Origin of the sequence: Streptomyces sp. NPDC002888, assembly GCF_042888465.1 — a bacterium.
GTDB lineage: Bacteria > Actinomycetota > Actinomycetes > Streptomycetales > Streptomycetaceae > Streptomyces.
The window spans coordinates 1-20,837 of record NZ_JBIAPU010000024.1 but is presented as its reverse complement, the minus strand read 5'-3'; the positions used below and the strand labels follow the sequence as shown (position 1 = coordinate 20,837).

Sequence of the window (20,837 nt, the reverse complement as noted above, 5' to 3'; positions counted from 1 at the left end):
TGACCCATGCCCGAAGGAGACACGGTCTGGCAGACCGCCAAGCGTCTGCACGGCGCGCTGGCCGGCAGGGTGCTGACCCGCTCCGACCTCCGGATCCCCAAGTACGCCACCGCCGACCTCACCGGCCGTACCGTCCTGGACGTCACACCGCGCGGCAAGCACCTCCTCACCCGCATCGAGGGTGGCCTGACACTCCACTCGCACCTGCGGATGGACGGCTCCTGGAAGGTGTACGCCGCCGACCAGCGCTGGAGCGGCGGCCCGGCCCACCAGATCCGCGTGATCCTCGGCAACGCCGACCGCACGGCCGTCGGCTACCGCCTCCCCGTCCTGGAACTGCTGCGCACCACCGACGAACACCGTGCCGTCGGCCGCCTCGGCCCGGACCTGCTGGGCCCGGACTGGAACGCTGAGCAGGCCCTCACCAACCTCCTCGCGGACCCCGCCTGCCCCCTCGGCGAAGCGCTGCTCGACCAGCGCAACCTCGCCGGCATCGGCAATGTCTACAAGAGCGAGCTCTGCTTCCTCCTGGGCGCCACCCCCTGGCTGCCCGTCGGCGAGCTGCCCGCCGACCGCGCCGAGAAGCTTCCCGCTCTCGCCAAGAGGCTCCTGGAGGCCAACCGCGAGCGTCCGATACGCGCCACGACGGGTCACCGCGGCCAGGACCTGTTCGTCTACGGACGCGCACGCCGCCCTTGTCTCCGCTGCCGCACACCGATCCGCGTGGCCGACCAGGGCGACGGCTCCCGCGAGCGCCCCACGTACTGGTGCCCGGCCTGCCAGGTCGGCCCGGCACCGGCTCCGGGCACCCTCGCGACCCAGCGATTCCGTCCCCGCACGACCAATTGACGGGCCGTCCATTGCCGAACCACCAGTTGCCGAACCATCAATTGACAAACTGTCAATTGACGAACCACTAATTGACGGACCGTCAGAAACGCTCGTACCGTCGCATCATGCCCGTCAAGGCGTACGACCTCACCGGCCGCACCGCATTCGTCACCGGCGCCGCGAGCGGCATAGGCCGCGCCAGTGCGGTCCTGCTCGCGGAGGCGGGCGCCACCGTGCACTGCGCGGATCGTGACGCGCAGGGCCTGCACGAGACGGCGACCCTGATCAAGGGCCGCGGCGGCACGGCCCGCACCCATCACCTCGACGTCGCCGACCGGGCCCAGGTCAAACAGGCCGTCGAGAGCTGCGAGCGCCTGGACGTGATGGCCGCGATCGCCGGGATCATGCACAGCAGCCCGGTCCTGGAGACCCGTGACGAGGACCTCGACCGGGTGCTGAACGTCAACTTCAAGGGCGTGCTGTACGCCTGCCAGGAGGCGGCCCGCCTGATGCTCGCCCGGAACATCCGGGGAAGCATCGTCACCATGGCCTCGGGCGCCGTCGACACCGGCGGCCCCGGCCTGCTCTGCTACGGCGCGGCCAAAGCGGCCGTCGTCCAGTTGACGAAGACGCTGGCGACGGAGCTGGGCCGGCACGGCATCCGCGTCAACGCGGTCGCCCCGGGCTGGATCCGCACCCCCATGACCGACCGCCACGACTCCGCCGCCCAGGCGCACACCGAGGCGCTCATGTCCCGCATGTCGCCGCTGGCCCGCGTCGGGGACCCGGAGGACGTCGCCCATGCCGTCCTGCACCTGGCCTCGGACGCGTCAGCCTTCACGACGGGCCAGATCCTCCGTCCGAACGGTGGCGTGGCGATGCCTTGGTAGGTGTCTGCCCGCCAGCCGCGGCCCCCCGCCACGCCTCCACCCACCGCCCCGCACCGACCGCCCCCACCGCCCGCGCCCTGGCCACACAGTGCACCGGCAACAGACTGAGCCCCCACCCCCCGGCCGCGACCGCTCCCTCCAGCACCCCCGCGTCCGGCGCCAACGCGATCCGCAACACAGCCCACCACCACAACGCCCCGAGCCCCAGACCAGCCCCCCAGGCCCTCCAGCCCCACCGCCCCGCCCCGCCCCACCCTGTCCGGCCCGTCATCGCCGCCACCTCCAGCCGGACGCTAGATCGACGTCCCGGCGCGCACACAGGGCGCACACGAGGCACGACGGAGCACTTCTCAGCGCGGGCCGGCCTCAGTCGAGGGATACACAGGCACTCTCACCCGTTCTCGGCCTGGAACATCCAGTGATGCTTCTCGAGATCCGCCGTGATCCCGATGAAGATGTCCTGGGTGACGGGATCCGGGTCCCCGGTCGCCGCCACCCGCTCCCGCATCCGGCCGATCACCGCGCCGAGCGCCCTCACCAGCGTCCCCACCGCGTCCGTGTCCTTGATCCACCCGTCGGGCACCTCACCGATGCCGCTTCCTGAGGCGACCGTCGCGGCCCGCCCGTCCGGCGGGACACCCAGCGCCGACGCCCGTTCCGCCACGGTGTCGGAGTGTGTGCGCGCGGAGTCCACGACCTCGTCGAGCTGGAGATGGACAGAGCGGAACCGGGGTCCGACCACGTTCCAGTGGACCTGCTTGGCGACGAGCGACAGGTCCAACAGGTCGACGAGCGCGCCCTGCAGTGCCTCGGACACGGTCTTCAGCGCGGCGTCCGGCAGCGGGCTCTTCACGACGTACATGCACATCCTCCGTGGGTTCGTCCCCCGGCCATGTCCCTCCACCATGACCGCCGCGCCCCGCCCCGGCAACGCGAAAACCCCGACCGCACTCCCCCGGGACCTCCCGGAGAAGCCCCGGCCGGGGCCTCATGCGTACACGGCGAACGTGCACGTCATCAGTACAGGCAGGCTCACACCCGCATCACACACGCACGCGCGTGAACCTCACGCGGCGACCACGTCCACCGCTTCGGCGGGTGCCTTGATGGTCACCCTTTCCGGTGGCACACCGGTCACCGACACGGAACCCAGCATCGGACGAACCGGCGTGGGAACGGGCTCGGTGGCCGCAGCAGACTGGGCCAGCTCGGCGAGGGCGAGCTCGTCGCTCACTTCCCGCATGAGCTCGGACATCCGTACGTCCAACGCGTCGCAGATGGCGGAGAGCAGCTCGGAGGAAGCCTCCTTCTGCCCCCGCTCCACCTCGGAGAGATAGCCGAGTGAGACTCGGGCGGACGAGGAGACTTCGCGCAGAGTACGGCCCTGGCGCTGGCGCTGCCGACGCAGCACGTCACCAAGCAGGCGGCGGAGCAGAATCATCGGTGGCTCCCTCCTCGGACCGCGTAGCCGCATCCTTCTCGCCCCACCGTACCGCCTCGCGCCGCGGCCGTGCGGGGAGCGATGTCGTGTTCACTCAGGGCTGCAAACATCAAAACCCCCCGTTCCGTTCCGTATCCTGTGCCCGCTCATTCCCAGTGTGTTCGCTCACAAGCTCCGTCAGAAGCAGTGCGAGTACGCTCCGTACACTCTCCATACGAATTTCCGCGCGGTCGCCGTTCAACCTCAGCGCCTCCACTTTTCCGCCAGCGGCGGAACCGGAATTCGCCGCCACGGGCCCGTCGACGGCCACGAAGACCGTCCCGACCGGCTGTCCGTCCTGTGGTTCCGGGCCGGCCACGCCGGTGGTGGCGATACCCCAGTCGGCACCCAGTGTCTTGCGCACCCCGGCCGCCATCTGGGCCGCGACCTGCGCGTCCACCGCTCCACGGTCGGCCAGCAGGGTGGCGTCGACACCGAGCAGGCCGTGCTTGAGGGCGGTGGCGTATGCCGTCACGGACCCCTGGAAGGCCTTGGACGCCCCGGGGACCGATGTGATCTCCGCCGCGACCAGGCCCCCGGTCAGCGACTCCGCCACAGCGAGGGTCTCACCCCTCACCGTGAGTAGTCGCACCACGTCGGTGGCCGTGGAACTCACGCTTCCGTCTCCTCCAACGCGGCCTTGCGCTCGGCGATTCCCTGCCGGCGCAGCACAATGGCCTGTCTCACATAGTCGAGTCCGGTCACCACGGTCAGCACGACCGCCACGGCCATCACCCACCACCTCAGGGTGGCCAGCCATCCCGTCAGCGCCAGCACATACATCCCGACCGCCACGCCCTGGGTGAGCGTCTTGAGCTTGCCGCCCCGGCTCGCCGGGATGACGCCGTACCGGATGACCCAGAAACGCAGCAGCGTGACCCCGAGTTCCCGGCCGAGGATGACCGCCGTCACCCACCAGGGCAGGTCGTCCAGCGCGGAGAGACAGATCAGCGCCGCCCCCATGATCGCCTTGTCGGCGATGGGGTCGGCGATCTTCCCGAAGTCGGTGACGAGGTCGTAGGTGCGCGCGAGGTGTCCGTCGAACAGGTCGGTGATCATGGCGATGGCGAACGCGGCCCAGGCGAGCGCGCGCCACGCCGGGTCGTATCCGCCGTCGGCCAGCATCAGCGCGACGAAGCCCGGCACCAGGATCAGCCGGAGCATGGTCAGCAGGTTCGCGATGTTCCAGACGCTGGCCTGGTTGACGGCGGCGGCAGCGATCTTCCCGCCCCGCGCCGCCTTGGTACCGTCCTCCGCCCCGGACCCGGCGTCGGACGCGGGCCCGGAGGACGTGGCCGACACACCGGCCGCGGCGGCCTTCGGCCCGGCCCCCTTCGCCTGGGAGGAACCACCCGCGGCTGATGCCGGAACACCCGTCATCTGCCCGCCTCCTCAGCCCACGCGAACGAGCCACGCAGCGGCTCGGCCACCAGGTCGACACCCTCCGTGCCGACCACCTTCGCCTCGACCATACGACCGACGCTCAGGCCTTCGCCGCTCGTGAGCAGGACCTGGCCGTCCGTCTCCGGAGCCTGGTGCGCCCCGCGGCCGTACGCGCCCTCCTCGCCGTCGACCGACTCCACGAGCACGCGCACGGTCTCGCCGAGCCGCTCCTCGGCGCGCTGCGAGACGAGCTCCTCGGCGAGCCGGGAGATGCGCGCGAGCCGCTCGGCGACGATGTCCGTGTCGAGCTTGTTCTCGTACGTCGCCGCTTCCGTGCCCTCCTCGTCGGAGTAGCCGAAGACACCGATGGCGTCCAGCCGGGCGCCGTTCAGGAACCGCTCCAGCTCGGCCAGGTCGGCCTCGGACTCGCCGGGGAAGCCGACGATGAAGTTGGAGCGCACGCCGGCCTCGGGGGCCTTGCTGCGGATGGTGTCGAGCAGTTCCAGGAAGCGGTCGGTGTCGCCGAAGCGGCGCATGGCGCGCAGCACGCCGGGCGCGGAGTGCTGGAAGGACAGGTCGAAGTAGGGCGCGACCTTCGGGGTGGAGGTCAGCACGTCGATGAGGCCGGGCCGCATCTCGGCCGGCTGGAGGTAGCTGACGCGCACGCGCTCGATGCCGTCGACCTCGGCGAGCTCGGGCAGCAGTGACTCCAGCAGGCGGATGTCGCCCAGGTCCTTGCCGTAGGACGTGTTGTTCTCGGAGACCAGCATGATCTCCTTGACGCCCTGCTCGGCCAGCCAGCGCGTCTCGTTCAGCACGTCGCTCGGGCGGCGGGAGATGAAGGAGCCGCGGAAGGACGGGATGGCGCAGAAGGAGCAGCGCCGGTCGCAGCCGGAGGCGAGCTTCACCGAGGCGACCGGGGCGCCGTCCAGGCGGCGGCGCATGGGTGCGCGGGGGCCGGAGGCCGGAGCGAGGCCCTCCGGAAGATCGACCGGGCCGTGTCCGGGCAGCGCGACCTCGGCGGCCGAGTCCTGGCGCTGCGCGGGGCTGATCGGCAGCAGCTTGCGCCGGTCGCGCGGGGTGTGCGCGGCGTGGACGCCGCCGGACAGGATGGTCTGGAGGCGGTCGGAGATGTCGGCGTAGTCGTCGAAGCCGAGCACGCCGTCGGCCTCGGGCAGGGCCTCGGCGAGTTCCTTGCCGTACCGCTCGGCCATGCAGCCCACCGCCACGACGGCCTGCGTTCTCGCCTGTCCCTTGAGATCGTTGGCCTCGAGGAGGGCGTCGACGGAGTCCTTCTTGGCGGCGTCGACGAAGCCGCAGGTGTTGACGACGGCCACGTCGGCGTTCGCGGCGTCCTCGACGAGCTGCCAGCCGTCCGCCTCCAAACGGCCTGCGAGCTCCTCCGAGTCCACCTCGTTACGGGCGCAGCCAAGGGTGACGAGTGCGACGGTACGGCGTTCAGGCATGGGCTCAAGACTACTTCGTCCCGCTGACACCCCACGTCGACGGGGTTGGCCCATCCTGGCCGGCCCCGAACACGCGTCCCGCTCTCAGCCGACCTGGGGATCGCCCTTCGTGTAGGTCAGGCGCTCCACGGCCCCGGGCCGGAAGTCGTCGTCGATCTTCTTGCCGTTGACGTACAGCTGAATGGCGCCTGCGTCACCGAGGACCAGGTTGACCTTGGTGCTGTCCTGGAAGGTCTTGGACTGGCCCTTCTTGAGCAGCCCGTCGAAGAGCAGCCGGCCGTTGTGGTCCTTGGCGGAGATCCAGCTGCGCCCGTCGACGGCGCTCACCTGGACGGTCACCTTGTCCTGCGGCGCGGCCGCGATGGCGCTGTCCGTGGGGTCCGGCTTCTCGTCGGGCTTGGTGGTCTTCGTGGTGGGAGAGGCGGAGTCGGTGGCGGTGGGCGTGGTGCCCTCGGCGACCTGCTCCTTCGTGCCGCCGTCGTCGCCGCCCTTGAACACGGTGAACCCGACGAAGCCGACCACGACGACGATCGCGGCGACCATGGCCGCGGTCCAGTTCGGCCCGCGCCGCTCCGGGCGGATGCGCTCCGCCTCGAACAGGGGCGCGGCCGGGGTGGGCGCCGGTCGGCCGCCGTGATCGGCGTCGTACTGCTCGATCAGCGGAGCCGGATCGAGGTGGACGGCCCTGGCCAGCGTCTTGATGTGCCCACGGGCGTAGACGTCACCGCCACAGGGTGCGAAGTCGTCCGCTTCGATCGCGTGCACGATGGCGATGCGGACCCGGGTGGCGGTACTGACGTCGTCGACGGTCAGCCCGGCCGCGATACGCGCCTGCTGCAACGCACGGCCGACGGAGGGGCGGGCTTCCTCGGAGACGTCTTCGAACGGACGCTCGTCTTCAGGGGAGTTGCCGATGGACACGGGGGCGCCTTTCGAGCGTGTAGCCACCTGTGCTGGAGGTTCAGTCTAGGGGTGGTGCAAAAGGGTGGGGCAACCGGACGGCGGGGCTTTGTACGCCATCGGAATGGCCGGACACTCCGACGGTGGGGTACGCGCTTGTTACTTCCCTCAACTTGACGTATGCCGAAGGGAAACGGTTGCTCAATGATCCCTTACGGGTAAATCACGATCCGAACATCACCCGGTTGCGCTCCCGCCCGCGGGACCACCGTCGTGCTCGCGTTTTCCCTTACCCTTCGGTCTCCCCGCGAATCACCGCGAGCACATCATCCAACTCGTCAGGCTTCACAAGAACGTCACGAGCCTTCGATCCCTCGCTGGGGCCGACGACGCCCCGCGACTCCATCAGGTCCATCAGCCGTCCGGCCTTCGCGAAGCCGACGCGCAGCTTGCGCTGGAGCATGGACGTCGACCCGAACTGCGTGGAGACGACCAACTCGGCCGCCTGGCACAGCAGGTCGAGGTCGTCGCCGATGTCCTCGTCGATCTCCTTCTTCTGCTTGGTGCCCACGGTGACGTCGTCCCGGAAGACGGGCGTCATCTGGTCCTTGCAGTGCTGGACGACGCCCGCGATCTCCTCCTCGGTCACGAACGCGCCCTGCATACGGGTCGGCTTGTTGGCCCCCATCGGCAGGAACAGCCCGTCGCCCTTGCCGATCAGCTTCTCGGCGCCGGCCTGGTCGAGGATGACGCGCGAGTCGGCGAGGGAGGAGGTGGCGAAGGCGAGCCGCGAGGGCACATTCGCCTTGATCAGGCCGGTGACGACGTCGACGGACGGCCGCTGTGTGGCGAGCACCAGGTGGATGCCGGCCGCGCGCGCGAGCTGCGTGATCCGCACGATGGCGTCCTCGACGTCCCGCGGCGCCACCATCATCAGGTCGGCGAGCTCGTCGACGATGACCAGCAGGTACGGGTACGGCTGGAGCTCTCGCTCACTGCCCTCGGGCGGCTTGACCTTCCCCTCGCGCACCGCGCGGTTGAAGTCGTCGATGTGCCGGTAGCCGTACGCCGCCAGGTCGTCGTAGCGCAGGTCCATTTCCCGTACGACCCACTGGAGCGCCTCGGCGGCCCGCTTGGGGTTGGTGATGATCGGCGTGATCAGGTGCGGGATGCCCTCGTAGGCGGTCAGCTCGACGCGCTTGGGGTCGACCAGGATCATGCGGACGTCCTCGGGGGTCGCCCGCATCATGACCGACGTGATCAGACAGTTGATGCAGGACGACTTGCCGGACCCGGTGGCGCCGGCGACCAGCATGTGGGGCATCTTCGCCAGCGAGTGCATGACGTAGCCGCCCTCGACGTCCTTGCCGAAGGCGACCAGCATCGGATCGTCGTCCTCCGCGGACTCCGCGAGGCGCAGCACGTCACCGAGGTTGACCATCTCCCGGTCGGTGTTCGGGATCTCGATGCCGACCGCCGACTTGCCGGGGATCGGGCTGATGATCCGCACGTCCGGGCTGGCCACGGCGTACGCGATGTTCTTCGTCAGGGCGGTGATCCGCTCGACCTTCACGGCGGGGCCGAGCTCGACCTCGTAGCGCGTGACCGTCGGTCCGCGCGTGAAGCCGGTGACGGCTGCGTCGACCTTGAACTCGGTGAAGACGGTGGTGAGTGAGGCGACGACCGCGTCGTTGGCGGCGCTGCGCGCCTTCCCGGGGCCCCCGCGCGTGAGGAGGTCGAGGACGGGCAGCGCATACGTGATGTCGCCGGAGAGCTGAAGCTGCTCGGCGCGCGGCGGCAGGTCCCGGTCCTGCTGGGGCGGCGCCTTGGTCAGGTCCGGGACCTCGCCGGAGCTGAGCTTCTGCTGCCTGGGCTTGTCCTGCCTGGGCTTCTCCTGCCGGGGGCGCGCGGCCGGTGCCGGGACAGGTGTCGGCGTCGTGTCCTCGCGGTCGCCCACGCTCACGCCCTGGGTGAGGTCGGCGACGACCGGTGAGGGCGGCATGCCGTGCAGGACGGCGCCGTCGAGCGCGGCCGCGGCCGCCGCCGCGACGTCCACGGCGTCCATCTGCCGCCCCATGTCGGGCTGCGGCACGGCGGAGCGCCGGCGGCGGCCACGGCGCTGGGAGAGGGCCTCCTGCTCGGCGCTGTCGGGGTCGTACTCCTGAGGGGCGCTCGAGCGCCGACGGGGGCGCGCGGGGAGCGCCTCGCGCCACTGATCGTCGTAGCGCTCGTCGTCCGCGGAGTACTCGGCGTACTCGTCCTGCGTGGGGTCGTGCAGGATGCCCAGCTTCACGCCGAGCAGCCGCAGCCGCTGCGGGATGGCGTTGACCGGGGTGGCCGTGACGACCAGCAGCCCGAAGATCGTGAGCAGCACGAGCAGCGGTACGGCGAGGATCTCGCCCATGGTGTACGTCAGCGGGGTCGCCGCGCCCCAGCCGATGAGGCCGCCGGCGTCCCTTATGGCCTGCATGCCGTCACTGCGGGCGGGCGCGCCGCAGGCGATGTGGACCTGGCCGAGCACGCCGATGACGAGCGCGGAGAGGCCGATCACGATGCGGCCGTTGGCCTCGGGCTTCTCGGGGTGCCGGATGAAGCGCACGGCGATGACCGCGAGCAGTATCGGCACCAGCAGGTCCAGGCGTCCGAAGGCGCCGGTCACCAGGATCTCGACGAGGTCACCGACGGGCCCGCGCAGATCGGCCCAGGTCCCCGCGGCGACGATCAGCGCCATGGCCAGCAGCAGCAGCGCGACGCCGTCCTTGCGGTGGGCCGGGTCGAGGTTCTTCGCGCCGTTCCCTATCCCGCGGAACACCGCGCCGACGGCGTGGGCGAGCCCGAGCCAGAGGGCGCGCACGAGTCGGTAGATGCCGCCGGTGGGGCTCGGAGCCGGCGGCGGCACCGGCTTCTTGGCCGCGGCTTTCCTGGCGGGCACCTTCTTCGCCGGAGTCTTCTTCGCCGGGGCCCGTTTCGCAGCGGCCTTCTTCGCCGGAGCCTTCGCCGGAGCGGCAGCCTTCTTGGCGGGCTGCTTCTTGGCTGCGGAGGGACGTGAGGCCATAGGTGGGAGATTACCGGTGGAGACGACAGCGGACACGTGTGCCCACTGCTTCACCCGTTCGTGTCGCCTTTGTCGAGGCGTGAAACTGACGCGCGCTCACGCGCAACTGCGTGCGCGGCACGCGTCAGTTCTGCGACGGCACCGGCGCGCCGCCGCTTCCGGTGCCCGGTTCCAGGGCGTCCAGCGCCCGGCGCAGGCCGGTGAGTTTGCGTTCCAGATGGGCCGCCGTGGCCACCGCCGCCGCGTCCGCCGACTCGTCGTCCAACTGCTTGGACAGCGCCTCGGCCTGCTCCTCGACGGCCGCGAGCCGCGCGGAGAGCTCGGCGAGCAGACCCGCGGGCTCCTTGGCCCCGCCGACCGCGGCCTTGCCGTCACCGCCCTCCAACTGAAGCCGCAGCAGCGCCGCCTGCTCACGCAGCTGGCAGTTCTTCATGTACAGCTCGACGAAGACGGAGACCTTGGCGCGCAGCACCCACGGGTCGAACGGCTTGGAGATGTAGTCGACCGCGCCCGCCGCGTATCCCCGGAAGGTGTGGTGGGGGCCGTGGTTGATCGCGGTCAGGAAGATGATCGGGATGTCCCGTGTCCGCTCCCGCCGCTTGATGTGCGCCGCCGTCTCGAAACCGTCCATTCCCGGCATCTGCACGTCCAGCAGAATGACCGCGAAGTCGTCCGTCAGAAGCGCCTTGAGCGCCTCTTCCCCGGACGATGCCCGCACCAGCGTCTGATCGAGCGCAGAGAGGATCGCCTCCAGCGCCAGCAGATTCTCCGGCCGGTCATCGACCAGGAGGATCTTGGCCTTCTGCACCATGGCCCGCCCTCCTCGCCCCGGCATGGGGCCTCCCCTGTCCGCAGGACTTGGGGTGACACCGCCCGGTGCAGCCCCAGGGGACGACTCCCTTGCGCCGCCCGTCCTCGTGCCGGTCATCGTAGCCGCACCCCGCCCGTCGCCACACCCTGTCACCGTGATGTCACTGTGCACAGAGCAGAAACGTGGCGGGAGACCAGAAGGTTCCCCGAACACCGTGCTTCTACACGGCTTCCGGCACCCTCAATCAGCAACTCCACCAGCAACTCCTCGAACACCTCGAAGGTTCCCGCGCATCGGCACGAACCCTCGACGAAGCCTCGACAAGTCCTGCCGTTCCGGTCACTCGACCCTCATCCACTGCTGCATCACCGCGAGCAGATGGTCGGGGTCGACCGGCTTCGTCACATAGTCGGAGGCGCCGGACTCGATCGCCTTCTCCCGGTCGCCCTTCATCGCCTTCGCGGTGAGCGCGATGATCGGCAGCCCGGAGAACTGCGGCATCCGGCGGATCGCCGTGGTCGTCGCGTATCCATCCATCTCGGGCATCATGATGTCCATCAGGACGACCGCCACGTCGTCGTGCTGCTCCAGCACCTCGATGCCCTCACGGCCGTTCTCGGCGTACAGCACCGACAGACCGTGCTGCTCCAGGACGCTGGTCAGCGCGAACACATTGCGGATGTCGTCGTCGACGATCAGCACCTTCTCGCCGCCGAACCGGATCCCGGGGTGCGCCTGCGGCGCCGGCTCCTGCTCCGCCACCGACCACGGCTGCGGCTCCTGCTGCGCGGACCGGAGCTGTCCGTTGCCCGGCAGCGCCCTGCGGCGGCGCCGGAAGAGCGCGGCCGGGCCGTTCTGCGTCTCCCGGTACGACTTCACCTCGGCCGGCGTCTCGATCTCCGTGTCGGAGAGCTCGGTCAGCGCGGCCGCCCTGCTCTCCGCCGCCGCCACGAGCTCCCCCGGCGCCAGAGAGGGCACGAGCTGCTGGTAGCCCTGCGGCGGCAGTTCGCTCGGGTGCAGCGGCAGGTACAGCGTGAACGTCGAGCCGCGCCCCGTCTCGCTCTGTGCGTAGATCTCACCGCCGAGCAGCTGCGCGATCTCCCGCGAGATGGACAGCCCCAGGCCCGTACCGCCGTACTTGCGGCTGGTGGTGCCGTCGGCCTGCTTGAACGCCTCGAAGATCACCCGCATCTTGCTGGCCGCGATGCCGATGCCGGTGTCGGTCACCGAGAACGCGATCAGCGGCGCGTCCGGGTCGGTGAGCGAACCCGCCTCCAGAAGCTGCTCCCGAATGCCGAGGGGGACATCCGCCCCGGACGGCCGGATGACCAGCTCCACCGACCCGGAGTCGGTGAACTTCACCGCGTTCGACAGCAGGTTGCGCAGCACCTGGAGCAGCCGCTGTTCGTCGGTGTGCAAGGTGGCCGGCAGCTCCGGCGACACCCGTACGGACAGGTCGAGGCCCTTCTCCGCGGTCAGCGGCCGGAAGGTGGCCTCCACGTAGTCGACGAGCTGGACGAGCGCGATGCGCGTCGGGGAGACGTCCATCTTGCCCGCCTCGACCTTCGACAGGTCGAGGATGTCGTTGATCAGCTGGAGCAGGTCGGAACCGGCACCGTGGATGGTCTCGGCGAACTCGACCTGCTTCGGCGACAGGTTGCCCTCGGCGTTGTCGGCGAGCAGCTTGGCCAGGATCAGCAGCGAGTTGAGCGGCGTCCGCAGCTCGTGCGACATGTTCGCCAGGAACTCGCTCTTGTAGCGCATCGACACCGCGAGCTGCTCGGCGCGCTCCTCCAGGACCTGTCGCGCCTCCTCGATCTCGGTGTTCTTCACCTCGATGTCGCGGTTCTGCTGGGCCAGTAGCTCGGCCTTCTCCTCCAGCTCGGCGTTGGACGCCTGGAGGGCCTTCTGCCGTTGCTCCAACTCCGCCGACCGCTCCCGAAGTTGCTCGGTCAGCTCCTGCGACTGCTTCAGCAACTGCTCCGTCTTGGTGTTGACGGAGATCGTGTTGACGCTGGTCGCGATCATCTCGGCGATCTGGTTCAGGAAGTCCTTCTGGATCTGCGTGAACGGCGTGAACGACGCCAGCTCGATCACCCCGAGCACGCTCCCCTCGAACAGCACCGGCAGCACGATCACCTGCGCGGGCGGTGCCTCGCCGAGCCCCGAGGAGATCTTCAGATAGCCGCTCGGCGCGTTCTCCACGAGGATCGTGCGCTTCTCCTCAGCGGCCGTCCCGACCAGCGCCTCACCCGGCCGGAACGACGTCGGCATGGAGCCCATCGAGTAGCCGTACGAGCCCAGCATCCGCAGTTCGTACGGGTCCCCCGAGCCGTCGGCCGACGTCATGGCCACGAAGAAGGCGCCGTGCTGCGCGGAGACGACCGGCGTCAGCTCGCTCATGATCAGCGAGGCCACGTCCTCCAGGTCCCGGCGCCCCTGCATCAGCGCCGAGATACGGGCCAGGTTGCCCTTGAGCCAGTCCTGCTCCTTGTTGGCGATCGTGGTGTCGCGCAGGTTGGCGATCATCTTGTTGATGTAGTCCTGGAGTTCCTGGATCTCGCCGGACGCGTCCACGTCGATCTTCAGGTTCAGGTCGCCACGGGTCACCGCGGTCGCCACGCGCGCGATGGCACGCACCTGCCGGGTCAGGTTCCCGGCCATCTCGTTCACCGACTCGGTGAGGTCACGCCACGTTCCGTCGACGTCACGCACGCGTGCCTGACCGCCGAGCTGTCCCTCCGTACCCACCTCACGGGCGACTCGGGTGACCTCCTCGGCGAAGCTCGACAGCTGGTCGACCATCGTGTTGATGGTCGTCTTCAGCTCGAGGATCTCCCCGCGCGCGTCGATGTCGATCTTCTTCGTCAGGTCGCCCTTGGCGATGGCCGTCGTGACCATGGCGATGTTGCGCACCTGACCGGTCAGGTTGGACGCCATCTGGTTCACCGACTCGGTGAGGTCCTTCCACGTACCGGCCACGCCGGGCACGTGCGCCTGACCGCCGAGGATGCCGTCCGTACCCACCTCGCGGGCCACCTTGGTGACCTGGTCGGCGAAGGAACTCAGCGTCTTCACCATCGTGTTGAAGGTGTCGGCGAGCTGCGCGACCTCACCGCGCGCCTCGATCGTCACCGTCCGCGTCAGGTCACCGTTGGCGACCGCCGCGGCGACCTGGGAGATGTTGCGCACCTGAACGGTCAGGTTCTTGGCCATCAGGTTGACGTTGTCGCTGAGGTCCTTCCAGATGCCCGTGACGCCGGGCACGTGCGCCTGGCCGCCCAGGATGCCCTCCGTGCCCACCTCACGGGCCACGCGGGTCACCTGCTCGGCGAACGACGACAGTTGGTCCACCATCGTGTTGACGGTCGTGACCAGCTCGAGGATCTCGCCCTTCGCGTCAACGGTGATCTTCTTCGACAGGTCGCCCTTGGCGACCGCGGTCGTGACCTCGGCGATGTTGCGGACCTGAATGGTCAGGTTGTTCGCCATGAAGTTCACGGACTGCGTGAGGTCCTTCCAGGTGCCCGAGACACCCTGCACCTCGGCCTGACCGCCGAGGATGCCCTCCGTGCCCACCTCACGGGCCACACGCGTGACCTCTTCGGCGAACGACGACAGCTGGTCGACCATCGTGTTCAGGGTGTTCTTCAGCTCCAGGATCTCCCCGCGCGCGTCCACGGTGATCTTCTGGGACAGGTCACCCCGGGCCACCGCCGTGGCCACCTGGGCGATGTTGCGCACCTGGCCGGTCAGGTTGGACGCCATGCCGTTCACGGAGTCGGTCAGGTCGCGCCACACACCGGCGACGCCGGGCACCTGCGCCTGACCGCCCAGCCGGCCCTCCGTACCCACCTCGCGGGCGACCCGGGTCACCTGGTCGGCGAAGGCGGACAGCTGGTCCACCATCGTGTTGATGGTGTTCTTCAGCTCCAGGATCTCCCCGCGCGCGTCGACGTCGATCTTCTGCGACAGGTCACCCCGCGCCACCGCCGTCGTCACCTGGGCGATCTGCCGCACCTGAGAGGTGAGGTTGCCACCCATGAAGTTGACGGAGTCGGTCAGCTCCTTCCAGGTGCCCGACACACCGTCCACCCGGGCCTGCCCGCCCAAGCGGCCCTCCGTGCCCACGTCACGGGCCATCCGGGTCACCTGGTCGGCGAAGCTCGACAGCTGGTCCACCATCGTGTTCACGGTGTTCTTCAGCTGGAGCATCTCGCCGGAGACGTCGACGGTCACCTTCTGCGACAGGTCGCCGTTGGCCACCGCCGTCGTCACCTGGGCGATGTTCCTCACCTGCCCGGTGAGGTTGCGGAACGCGGTGTTGACGGAGTCGGTGAGGTCCTTCCATGTACCGGCCGCCCCGGACACCTGCGCCTGACCGCCCAGCTCACCCTCGACACCGATCTCCCGCGCCACGCGCGTCACCTCGGCACCGAACGCGGACAGCTGGTCGACCATCCCGTTGACGGTGTTCTTCAGCTCCAGCATCTCGCCGGCCACGTCCACGGTGACCTTCTGCGACAGGTCCCCGTTGGCCACCGCCGTCGTCACCGCGGCGATGTCCCGCACCTGCGTGGTCAGGTTCCGGAAGACGGTGTTCACCGAGTCGGTGAGGTCCTTCCAGGTCCCCGCCGCACCCGGCACGTTCGCCTGCCCGCCCAGAGCCCCCTGGGACCCGACCTCGTTGGCCACGCGCGTGACCTCGTCCGCGAAGATCCGCAGCGTCTCGGTCATCTGGTTGATCGTGTCGGCGAGCTGCGCGACCTCACCGCGCGCCGGAACGGTCACCTTCTGTGAGAGGTCGCCGTTGGCGACCGCGGTGGTCACCTGAGCGATCCCACGTACCTGGGCCGTGAGGTTGCCGGCCATGGTGTTCACCGAATCGGTGAGTTCCTTCCACACACCGTCGACGCCGGACACCTGTGCCTGGCCGCCCAGGATGCCCTCCGTGCCCACCTCTCGGGCCACACGGGTCACCTCGGAGGAGAAGGCCGAGAGCTGGTCGACCATCGTGTTGACGGTGTTCTTCAGCTCCAGCATCTCGCCGGCGACATGAACCGTGACCTTGCGTGACAGGTCACCCTTGGCGACCGCCGTCGTCACCAGCGCGATGTCCCGCACCTGGGCGGTGAGCCGGTCCGCCATCGTGTTGACGGAGTCCGTCAGGTCCTTCCACGAACCGGACATGCCGCGCACCTGCGCCTGCCCGCCCAGCTTGCCCTCCGTACCGACCTCACTGGCCACGCGCGTGACCTCGTCGGTGAACGTCGACAGCTGATCGACCAGGTTGTTGACGGTCCGCCCGACCTTCAGGAACTCACCGCGCAGCGGGTGCCCGGGCCCGTCCGGGGTGTGCGTCCGCAGCTCCATACGCGGCGACAGATCACCCTCGGCCACCGCCGACAGCACCCGGCTGACCTCGGAAACGGGCCGTGCGAGGTCCTCCACGAGCGCGTTGGAGTTGTCGATGGCCGTCGCCCAGGAACCCTCGCAGGCACCCGTCTCCAGCCTCTCCGTGAGCTTTCCCTCACGTCCCACCATGCGCCGCACCCGCGCCAGCTCACCCGTCAGCTGCAGGTTGCGGTCGGCGACCTCGTTGAAGACCGCCGCGATCTCCGACATCACACCGTCGCCGGACACCGTGAGCCGCCTGCGGAAGTTCCCGTCGCGCATGGACACCAGGGCCGCCATCAGACGGTTCAGGGCGGCCGTGTCCACGACAGTGGTCCCGCCTCGTGGTGTGCGCTGCTTGCTCAGGGACTGTCCGCCTTTCGCGCGCGCCTTGGTGCTTCGCGTCGCTGCGCCAGACTCCACTGTGTCCCTCCCGCAGGGGTCGACCGTTACTGCTGTACTCGGCTGGTGTCGTACCGGTTGCTGCCGCTACTGCTGCGTATTCCTGCCCGATGTAATCAGCCCGGGCCAAGGGGCTGCTTCCCGACATACACAGAAGACACGCGACCTGCCCGGACCTTCACAAGAAGCTTGCCCAGTGTTTCACCCTCACCCAACCAGGCCATAACAGTTCGGCAGCTTCGCACACGGTCCGCACACCCGTGAGGCGGAATCACAGGCGACCGGCATCCGCACGGTGGGGGAAGGTAAGTAACCTTGCATGCGGCTGTCCAGCCGCGCCGGCCCGTCCGGCCTGGGCGGTGGCACGAGGACGAGCGGGCATCGGAGGGGCGGCCGCACACATGACCACCGGACTGATCCCGGGGGGACAGACCCCGGACCCCCGGCCGACGAGCGCGCTGCCGCCCCACCAGCGGAGCGAGCAGGTCGGCCAGGCACCCCAGCACGCCGACAGCCGGTCGAGGAGTTCTGTGATCACCGCGCGCGCGGCCGCCAGCTTCGAGCCCGTCGGGCGATCCGTCGCGACCGCCCGCTCGTTCGTCCGCGACACCCTCCAGGGCTGGGGCTTCGGTGACGTCGTCGACGACGCCGTCGTCCTCACCAGCGAGCTCGTGACCAACGCCGTGGTGCACGCCGGCACCCACGCCGACGTCCTGTGCCTGCGCGGCGACGACGGCGTACGGATCGAGGTGGCCGACCGCTACCCCGAGCGCGAGATCCCGCTCCAGGGCTCGGCCGTCACCATGGGCAACCTGGACCGGGAGGGCGGTCGCGGCCTCCAGCTGTGCGCGGCCATCGCCGGCCGCTGGGGTGTCGAGTACACGCCCACGCACAAGCAGGTGTGGTTCCAACTCAACCTCCCGGAACGCCCGGTGGGCACCCGCGCGGCCGGCCCGGCCCTCCCCGCCGACCTCCTCCCGCTCGCCGACGGCCGCGTCCGCGTCGCGGTCGTCCAGATCGACCGTACGGGCTCCATCTCCGCCTGGAACGAGGACGCCGAGGAACTCTTCGGCTATGCCGCCGACCAGGTCGTCGGCAAACCCCTCACCGACCTCGCCGCCTGGCCGCACACACCGGGCACCAGCACCGGCATCGCCGAGGCCCTCCAACTCTCCCGCTGGGAGGGCAGTTACGGCATCCGCGGTGCCGACGGCCGCGTGACCCCCGTGTACGCCTCCCACCTCCGCGTCCGCGACACCGGCGGCGAGCCGTCAACCGTGTGCCTCCTCGTGCGTGACCACGAACGGGCTGTTCTGCAGACCCCGTTGCGCGTCCCGTCCTCAGACGCGACGCCCTCCGCCGACGGCCCGAACACCGACCCGTTCGAGGTGTTCATCGGCTCCCCGGCCCCGGACGACCTCGACGGTCTCCTCCAGCGCACGGTCGAACGCGCCCGCGACATGCTCGACGGCGACTCCGCCTTCCTGCTCCTCGCGACCGACGACGAGACGGAGTTGGAGGTCCGCGCCTCCACGGGCCTGCCCTCCGCCCGCCAGCGCTTCGCGCGCGTGCCCGTCGAGGCGGGCCCCGGCCGCTACGGCTCGGCCCGGATGCCCGCGGTCCACGAGGACCTCACGGCCGTACCGGGTGCGGTCCCCCTGTTGAACGGCACCGGAATGCGTTCGGTGGTGACGGTCCCCCTCAAGGTCGAGGGCCGCCTCACCGGCTCCCTCGGCGTCGCCGCGGAGTCTCCTGGCCGCTACTCCAACGAGGAGGCGCTGCGCCTGCAGTTCGCGGCCGACCGCATCGCCCTGGCCGTCGAGTCGGCCCGCCTGGGCGAGCTGGAACGCCTGCGCCGAGGCTCGCTCAGCTTCCTCGTCGAGGCGTCCGACCTCCTCGCCGGCACCCTGGACCGCGACCAGACGCTGGCGCTGATGGCCCAGATGACCGTCCCGACCCTGGCGACCTGGTGCGCGGTCTACACGATCGCCGACCAGGCCTCGGAGCCGTATCTGTCGTACGTCCTGCACGAGGACGAGGAACTCATCGACGGCATCAAGTCGTTGCTGTCGAAGATCTCGCCGCCGGATCCGGTCCCAACCCCCGGCGCCCGCGTCTGGCCTGCCCCCGCGGAGGCCGCCCACCAGGCCGCCCTGCGCACCTCCATGCGCAGCCTCGGTCTGGGCGAGCCCACCACCGTCAGCTCCGGCATCGGCCCGACGCTGGCGACGGCCTCGGCGGTGGGCGGCGAGACGGTCGTCCTCCCTCTGGTCGCCCGCAACCGCGTCATCGGCATGCTCACGCTCGGCAAGCCCACGGACGAACACTTCCGCCAGGAGATCCTGGAACTGGCCGAGGACCTCTCCCGGCGCGCCGCCCTGGCCCTGGACAACGCCCGCCTCTATTCGGAGCGCACGGCCATCAGCCAGTCCCTCCAGCGCAGCCTGCTGCCACCGGAGCTCCCCGAGATCGACAGCGTCGAGGTCGAGGTCATCTACCGCGCGGCCGGCGAGGGCAACGAGGTCGGCGGCGACTTCTACGACGTCTTCCCGATCCGCGACGGCGCGTACGGCTTCGCCATCGGCGACGTCTGCGGTACGGGTCCGAACGCGGCGGCGGTCACCGGCCTGGCCCGGCACGCCCTGCGCCTCCTGGCCCGCGAGGGCCTCAGCGGCCCGGCCGTGCTGGAGCGCCTCAACTCCGCGATCCTCGACGAGGGCGCCCGCAGCCGCTTCCTGACCCTCCTCTACGGCGAACTCCGCCCCCAGGAGGACGGCAGCGCCGAACTGAAGGTGGTCTGCGCCGGCCACCCCCTTCCGCTCCGCCTGCGTCAGGACGGCACGGTCGAGGCGGCCGCCGAACCCCAGCCGCTGCTCGGCGTCATGGACGATCTCGAGCTCTACGAGCAGACGGTCACCCTCGACCCCGGCGACGTCCTCCTGTGCGTCACGGACGGCGTCACCGAGCGCCGCGAGGGCACCCGCATGCTGGGCGACGACGGCCTGGCCGACGTTCTCACCACCTGCACGGGCCTGACGGCGGGCGCGGTCGCGGCCCGCATCATGCGCGCCGTGGAACGCTTCGCTTCGGACGCCCCCTCCGACGACATGGCCATCCTGACGATGCGGGTGCCAGGCGTCCACAAGGACTGAAGGACTGAGGTGGGCATGGAAAAGGCCCCCGCCCGAAAGGGCGAGGGCCTTATTTCTGGAGCCCCCAAACGGAATCGAACCGTTGACCTTCTCCTTACCATGGAGACGCTCTACCGACTGAGCTATAGGGGCCTGTCGCCTTTTGAGGTTTCCCTCGCGGCAACGGAATAGATCATACCCCGAACAGACCCATGCTCCCAAGCCGTTCAGAAGGCGGGCTGCAGCAGTCCACCGAGCGCGTTGCACGCGGCCACGGTTCGCTGCATGTCCCGCTTCGTCAGCAAGGCGTCGACCGGCAACGCGAGCGTCTCGTCGGCGGCCCGCTCGGTCTCCGGCAGGGACACACAGCGCCGGAACTCGGGCAAGCGGTGCACGGGAGTCTTCACCGGCACCCGGCAGTCAACGCCCTTGGCCCGCACGGCCCGAGCGAACGCGTCCCGGTCCGGCCGCCCGTTCCCGGGCACCCTCACGACGTACTGCTGGTAGGTGTGCCCGTCCCCACCGTCGGGCGTGCGCACCCCCCGCAACTTCCCGTCGAGATAGGCGGCCCGCTCCCTGCGCTGCGCCACTTCGTCGTACGGCGACTCGGACTCGGCCTGCTCCAGTACGAGCAGCCCGTGCCGCTGCCCCACACCGTGCAGCCGCGCGATGTCGGACGGCCGACCGAAGCGGTGTACGGCAACGACGGCCGCCGTCCGCTGAGTTATGACCGCTTCGACAGCGGACGGATCAAGGCAGTAGGTCACGGCGTCTATGTCGGCGAACACCGGGAGCGCCCCGGCCAGGGTCACCGCCTCGGCGACTTCCACGTTGCCGAAGGCCGGCACGACCACCTCGTCGCCGACTCCTATGCCGGCGGCCCTGAGCATTGCAGCAGTACCCATGCTCTGGATGCTGGTTCCGCAACGTGAACTTCAAGTGACGGACAACAAAAAAGGGTTGGACCCGGAACCGAAGGTTCAGGGTCCAACCCTTTTGAATGATTGTTCGGCGGCGTCCTACTCTCCCACAGGGTCCCCCCTGCAGTACCATCGGCGCTGTGAGGCTTAGCTTCCGGGTTCGAAATGTAACCG

General features: G+C 69.7%; 14 protein-coding genes, 1 tRNA gene and 1 rRNA gene. 3 read left to right on the top strand and 13 right to left on the bottom strand.

All coding sequences use genetic code 11. The annotated features are described in order from the left end of the window. Positions 1 to 6 precede the first annotated feature (6 nt). Positions 7 to 849, top strand: a complete 843-nt coding sequence (locus tag ACFYWX_RS33000; RefSeq protein ID WP_389428430.1) for an Fpg/Nei family DNA glycosylase — start codon at positions 7 to 9, stop codon at positions 847 to 849. A 107-nt stretch (positions 850 to 956) separates the two neighbouring features. Further along, positions 957 to 1,721: an SDR family NAD(P)-dependent oxidoreductase gene (locus tag ACFYWX_RS32995; protein WP_389428428.1), complete on the top strand. Its 765-nt coding sequence runs from the start codon at positions 957 to 959 to the stop codon at positions 1,719 to 1,721. Here the strand turns inward: ACFYWX_RS32995 and ACFYWX_RS32990 are convergent. From ACFYWX_RS32990 to ACFYWX_RS32945, 10 genes are all read right to left on the bottom strand, one after another. Continuing rightward, on the bottom strand, positions 1,669 to 1,992 hold the full coding sequence (locus ACFYWX_RS32990) for a hypothetical protein (RefSeq protein WP_389428426.1): 324 nt from the start codon (positions 1,990 to 1,992) through the stop codon (positions 1,669 to 1,671). The two genes, ACFYWX_RS32995 and ACFYWX_RS32990, sit on opposite strands and share 53 nt — an antisense overlap. A 120-nt stretch (positions 1,993 to 2,112) precedes the next feature. Continuing rightward, positions 2,113 to 2,583: a Dps family protein gene (locus tag ACFYWX_RS32985; protein WP_389428424.1), complete on the bottom strand. Its 471-nt coding sequence runs from the start codon at positions 2,581 to 2,583 to the stop codon at positions 2,113 to 2,115. Positions 2,584 to 2,787: 204 nt separating this feature from the next. Further along, positions 2,788 to 3,162, bottom strand: coding sequence for a helix-turn-helix domain-containing protein (locus ACFYWX_RS32980; protein ID WP_030178264.1), 375 nt, complete (start codon positions 3,160 to 3,162; stop codon positions 2,788 to 2,790). Positions 3,163 to 3,271: 109 nt separating this feature from the next. Further along, positions 3,272 to 3,817, bottom strand: coding sequence for a CinA family protein (locus ACFYWX_RS32975; RefSeq protein WP_389428422.1), 546 nt, complete (start codon positions 3,815 to 3,817; stop codon positions 3,272 to 3,274). Further along, the gene (gene pgsA, locus ACFYWX_RS32970) at positions 3,814 to 4,581 is read right to left on the bottom strand and encodes a CDP-diacylglycerol--glycerol-3-phosphate 3-phosphatidyltransferase (protein ID WP_389428420.1); all 768 of its coding nucleotides are present in this window, start codon (positions 4,579 to 4,581) and stop codon (positions 3,814 to 3,816) included. The genes ACFYWX_RS32975 and pgsA overlap by 4 nt, the downstream gene beginning before the upstream one ends. Then, positions 4,578 to 6,050 carry a 30S ribosomal protein S12 methylthiotransferase RimO gene (rimO, locus tag ACFYWX_RS32965; protein ID WP_389428418.1) on the bottom strand — a complete coding sequence of 491 codons (1,473 nt, stop codon included), beginning with the start codon at positions 6,048 to 6,050 and terminating at the stop codon, positions 4,578 to 4,580. The genes pgsA and rimO overlap by 4 nt, the downstream gene beginning before the upstream one ends. Before the next feature lie 84 nt (positions 6,051 to 6,134). After that, positions 6,135 to 6,971 carry a helix-turn-helix domain-containing protein gene (locus ACFYWX_RS32960; RefSeq protein WP_389428416.1) on the bottom strand — a complete coding sequence of 279 codons (837 nt, stop codon included), beginning with the start codon at positions 6,969 to 6,971 and terminating at the stop codon, positions 6,135 to 6,137. Between the two features lie 268 nt (positions 6,972 to 7,239). After that, positions 7,240 to 10,005: a DNA translocase FtsK gene (locus ACFYWX_RS32955; protein ID WP_389428414.1), complete on the bottom strand. Its 2,766-nt coding sequence runs from the start codon at positions 10,003 to 10,005 to the stop codon at positions 7,240 to 7,242. Positions 10,006 to 10,129: 124 nt separating this feature from the next. After that, the gene (locus ACFYWX_RS32950; protein ID WP_389428412.1) at positions 10,130 to 10,816 is read right to left on the bottom strand and encodes a two-component system response regulator; all 687 of its coding nucleotides are present in this window, start codon (positions 10,814 to 10,816) and stop codon (positions 10,130 to 10,132) included. A gap of 339 nt (positions 10,817 to 11,155) precedes the next feature. Beyond that, on the bottom strand, positions 11,156 to 16,633 hold the full coding sequence (locus ACFYWX_RS32945) for a HAMP domain-containing protein (RefSeq protein ID WP_389428410.1): 5,478 nt from the start codon (positions 16,631 to 16,633) through the stop codon (positions 11,156 to 11,158). 380 nt (positions 16,634 to 17,013) lie between these two features. Here ACFYWX_RS32945 and ACFYWX_RS32940 point away from each other — a divergent pair, with 380 nt between their 5' ends. Beyond that, complete coding sequence (locus tag ACFYWX_RS32940; RefSeq protein ID WP_389428408.1) at positions 17,014 to 19,764, top strand: SpoIIE family protein phosphatase; 2,751 nt, start codon at positions 17,014 to 17,016, stop codon at positions 19,762 to 19,764. A 56-nt stretch (positions 19,765 to 19,820) separates the two neighbouring features. Here ACFYWX_RS32940 and ACFYWX_RS32935 read toward each other — a convergent pair. The 3 genes from ACFYWX_RS32935 to rrf form a co-directional block, all read right to left on the bottom strand. Continuing rightward, positions 19,821 to 19,896, bottom strand: a tRNA-Thr gene (locus ACFYWX_RS32935). 74 nt (positions 19,897 to 19,970) lie between these two features. Further along, positions 19,971 to 20,633, bottom strand: a complete 663-nt coding sequence (locus ACFYWX_RS32930; protein WP_389428610.1) for a DegT/DnrJ/EryC1/StrS family aminotransferase — start codon at positions 20,631 to 20,633, stop codon at positions 19,971 to 19,973. 116 nt (positions 20,634 to 20,749) lie between these two features. Further along, positions 20,750 to 20,837: ribosomal RNA gene (gene rrf, locus ACFYWX_RS32925) — 5S ribosomal RNA — on the bottom strand; the annotation flags it as partial.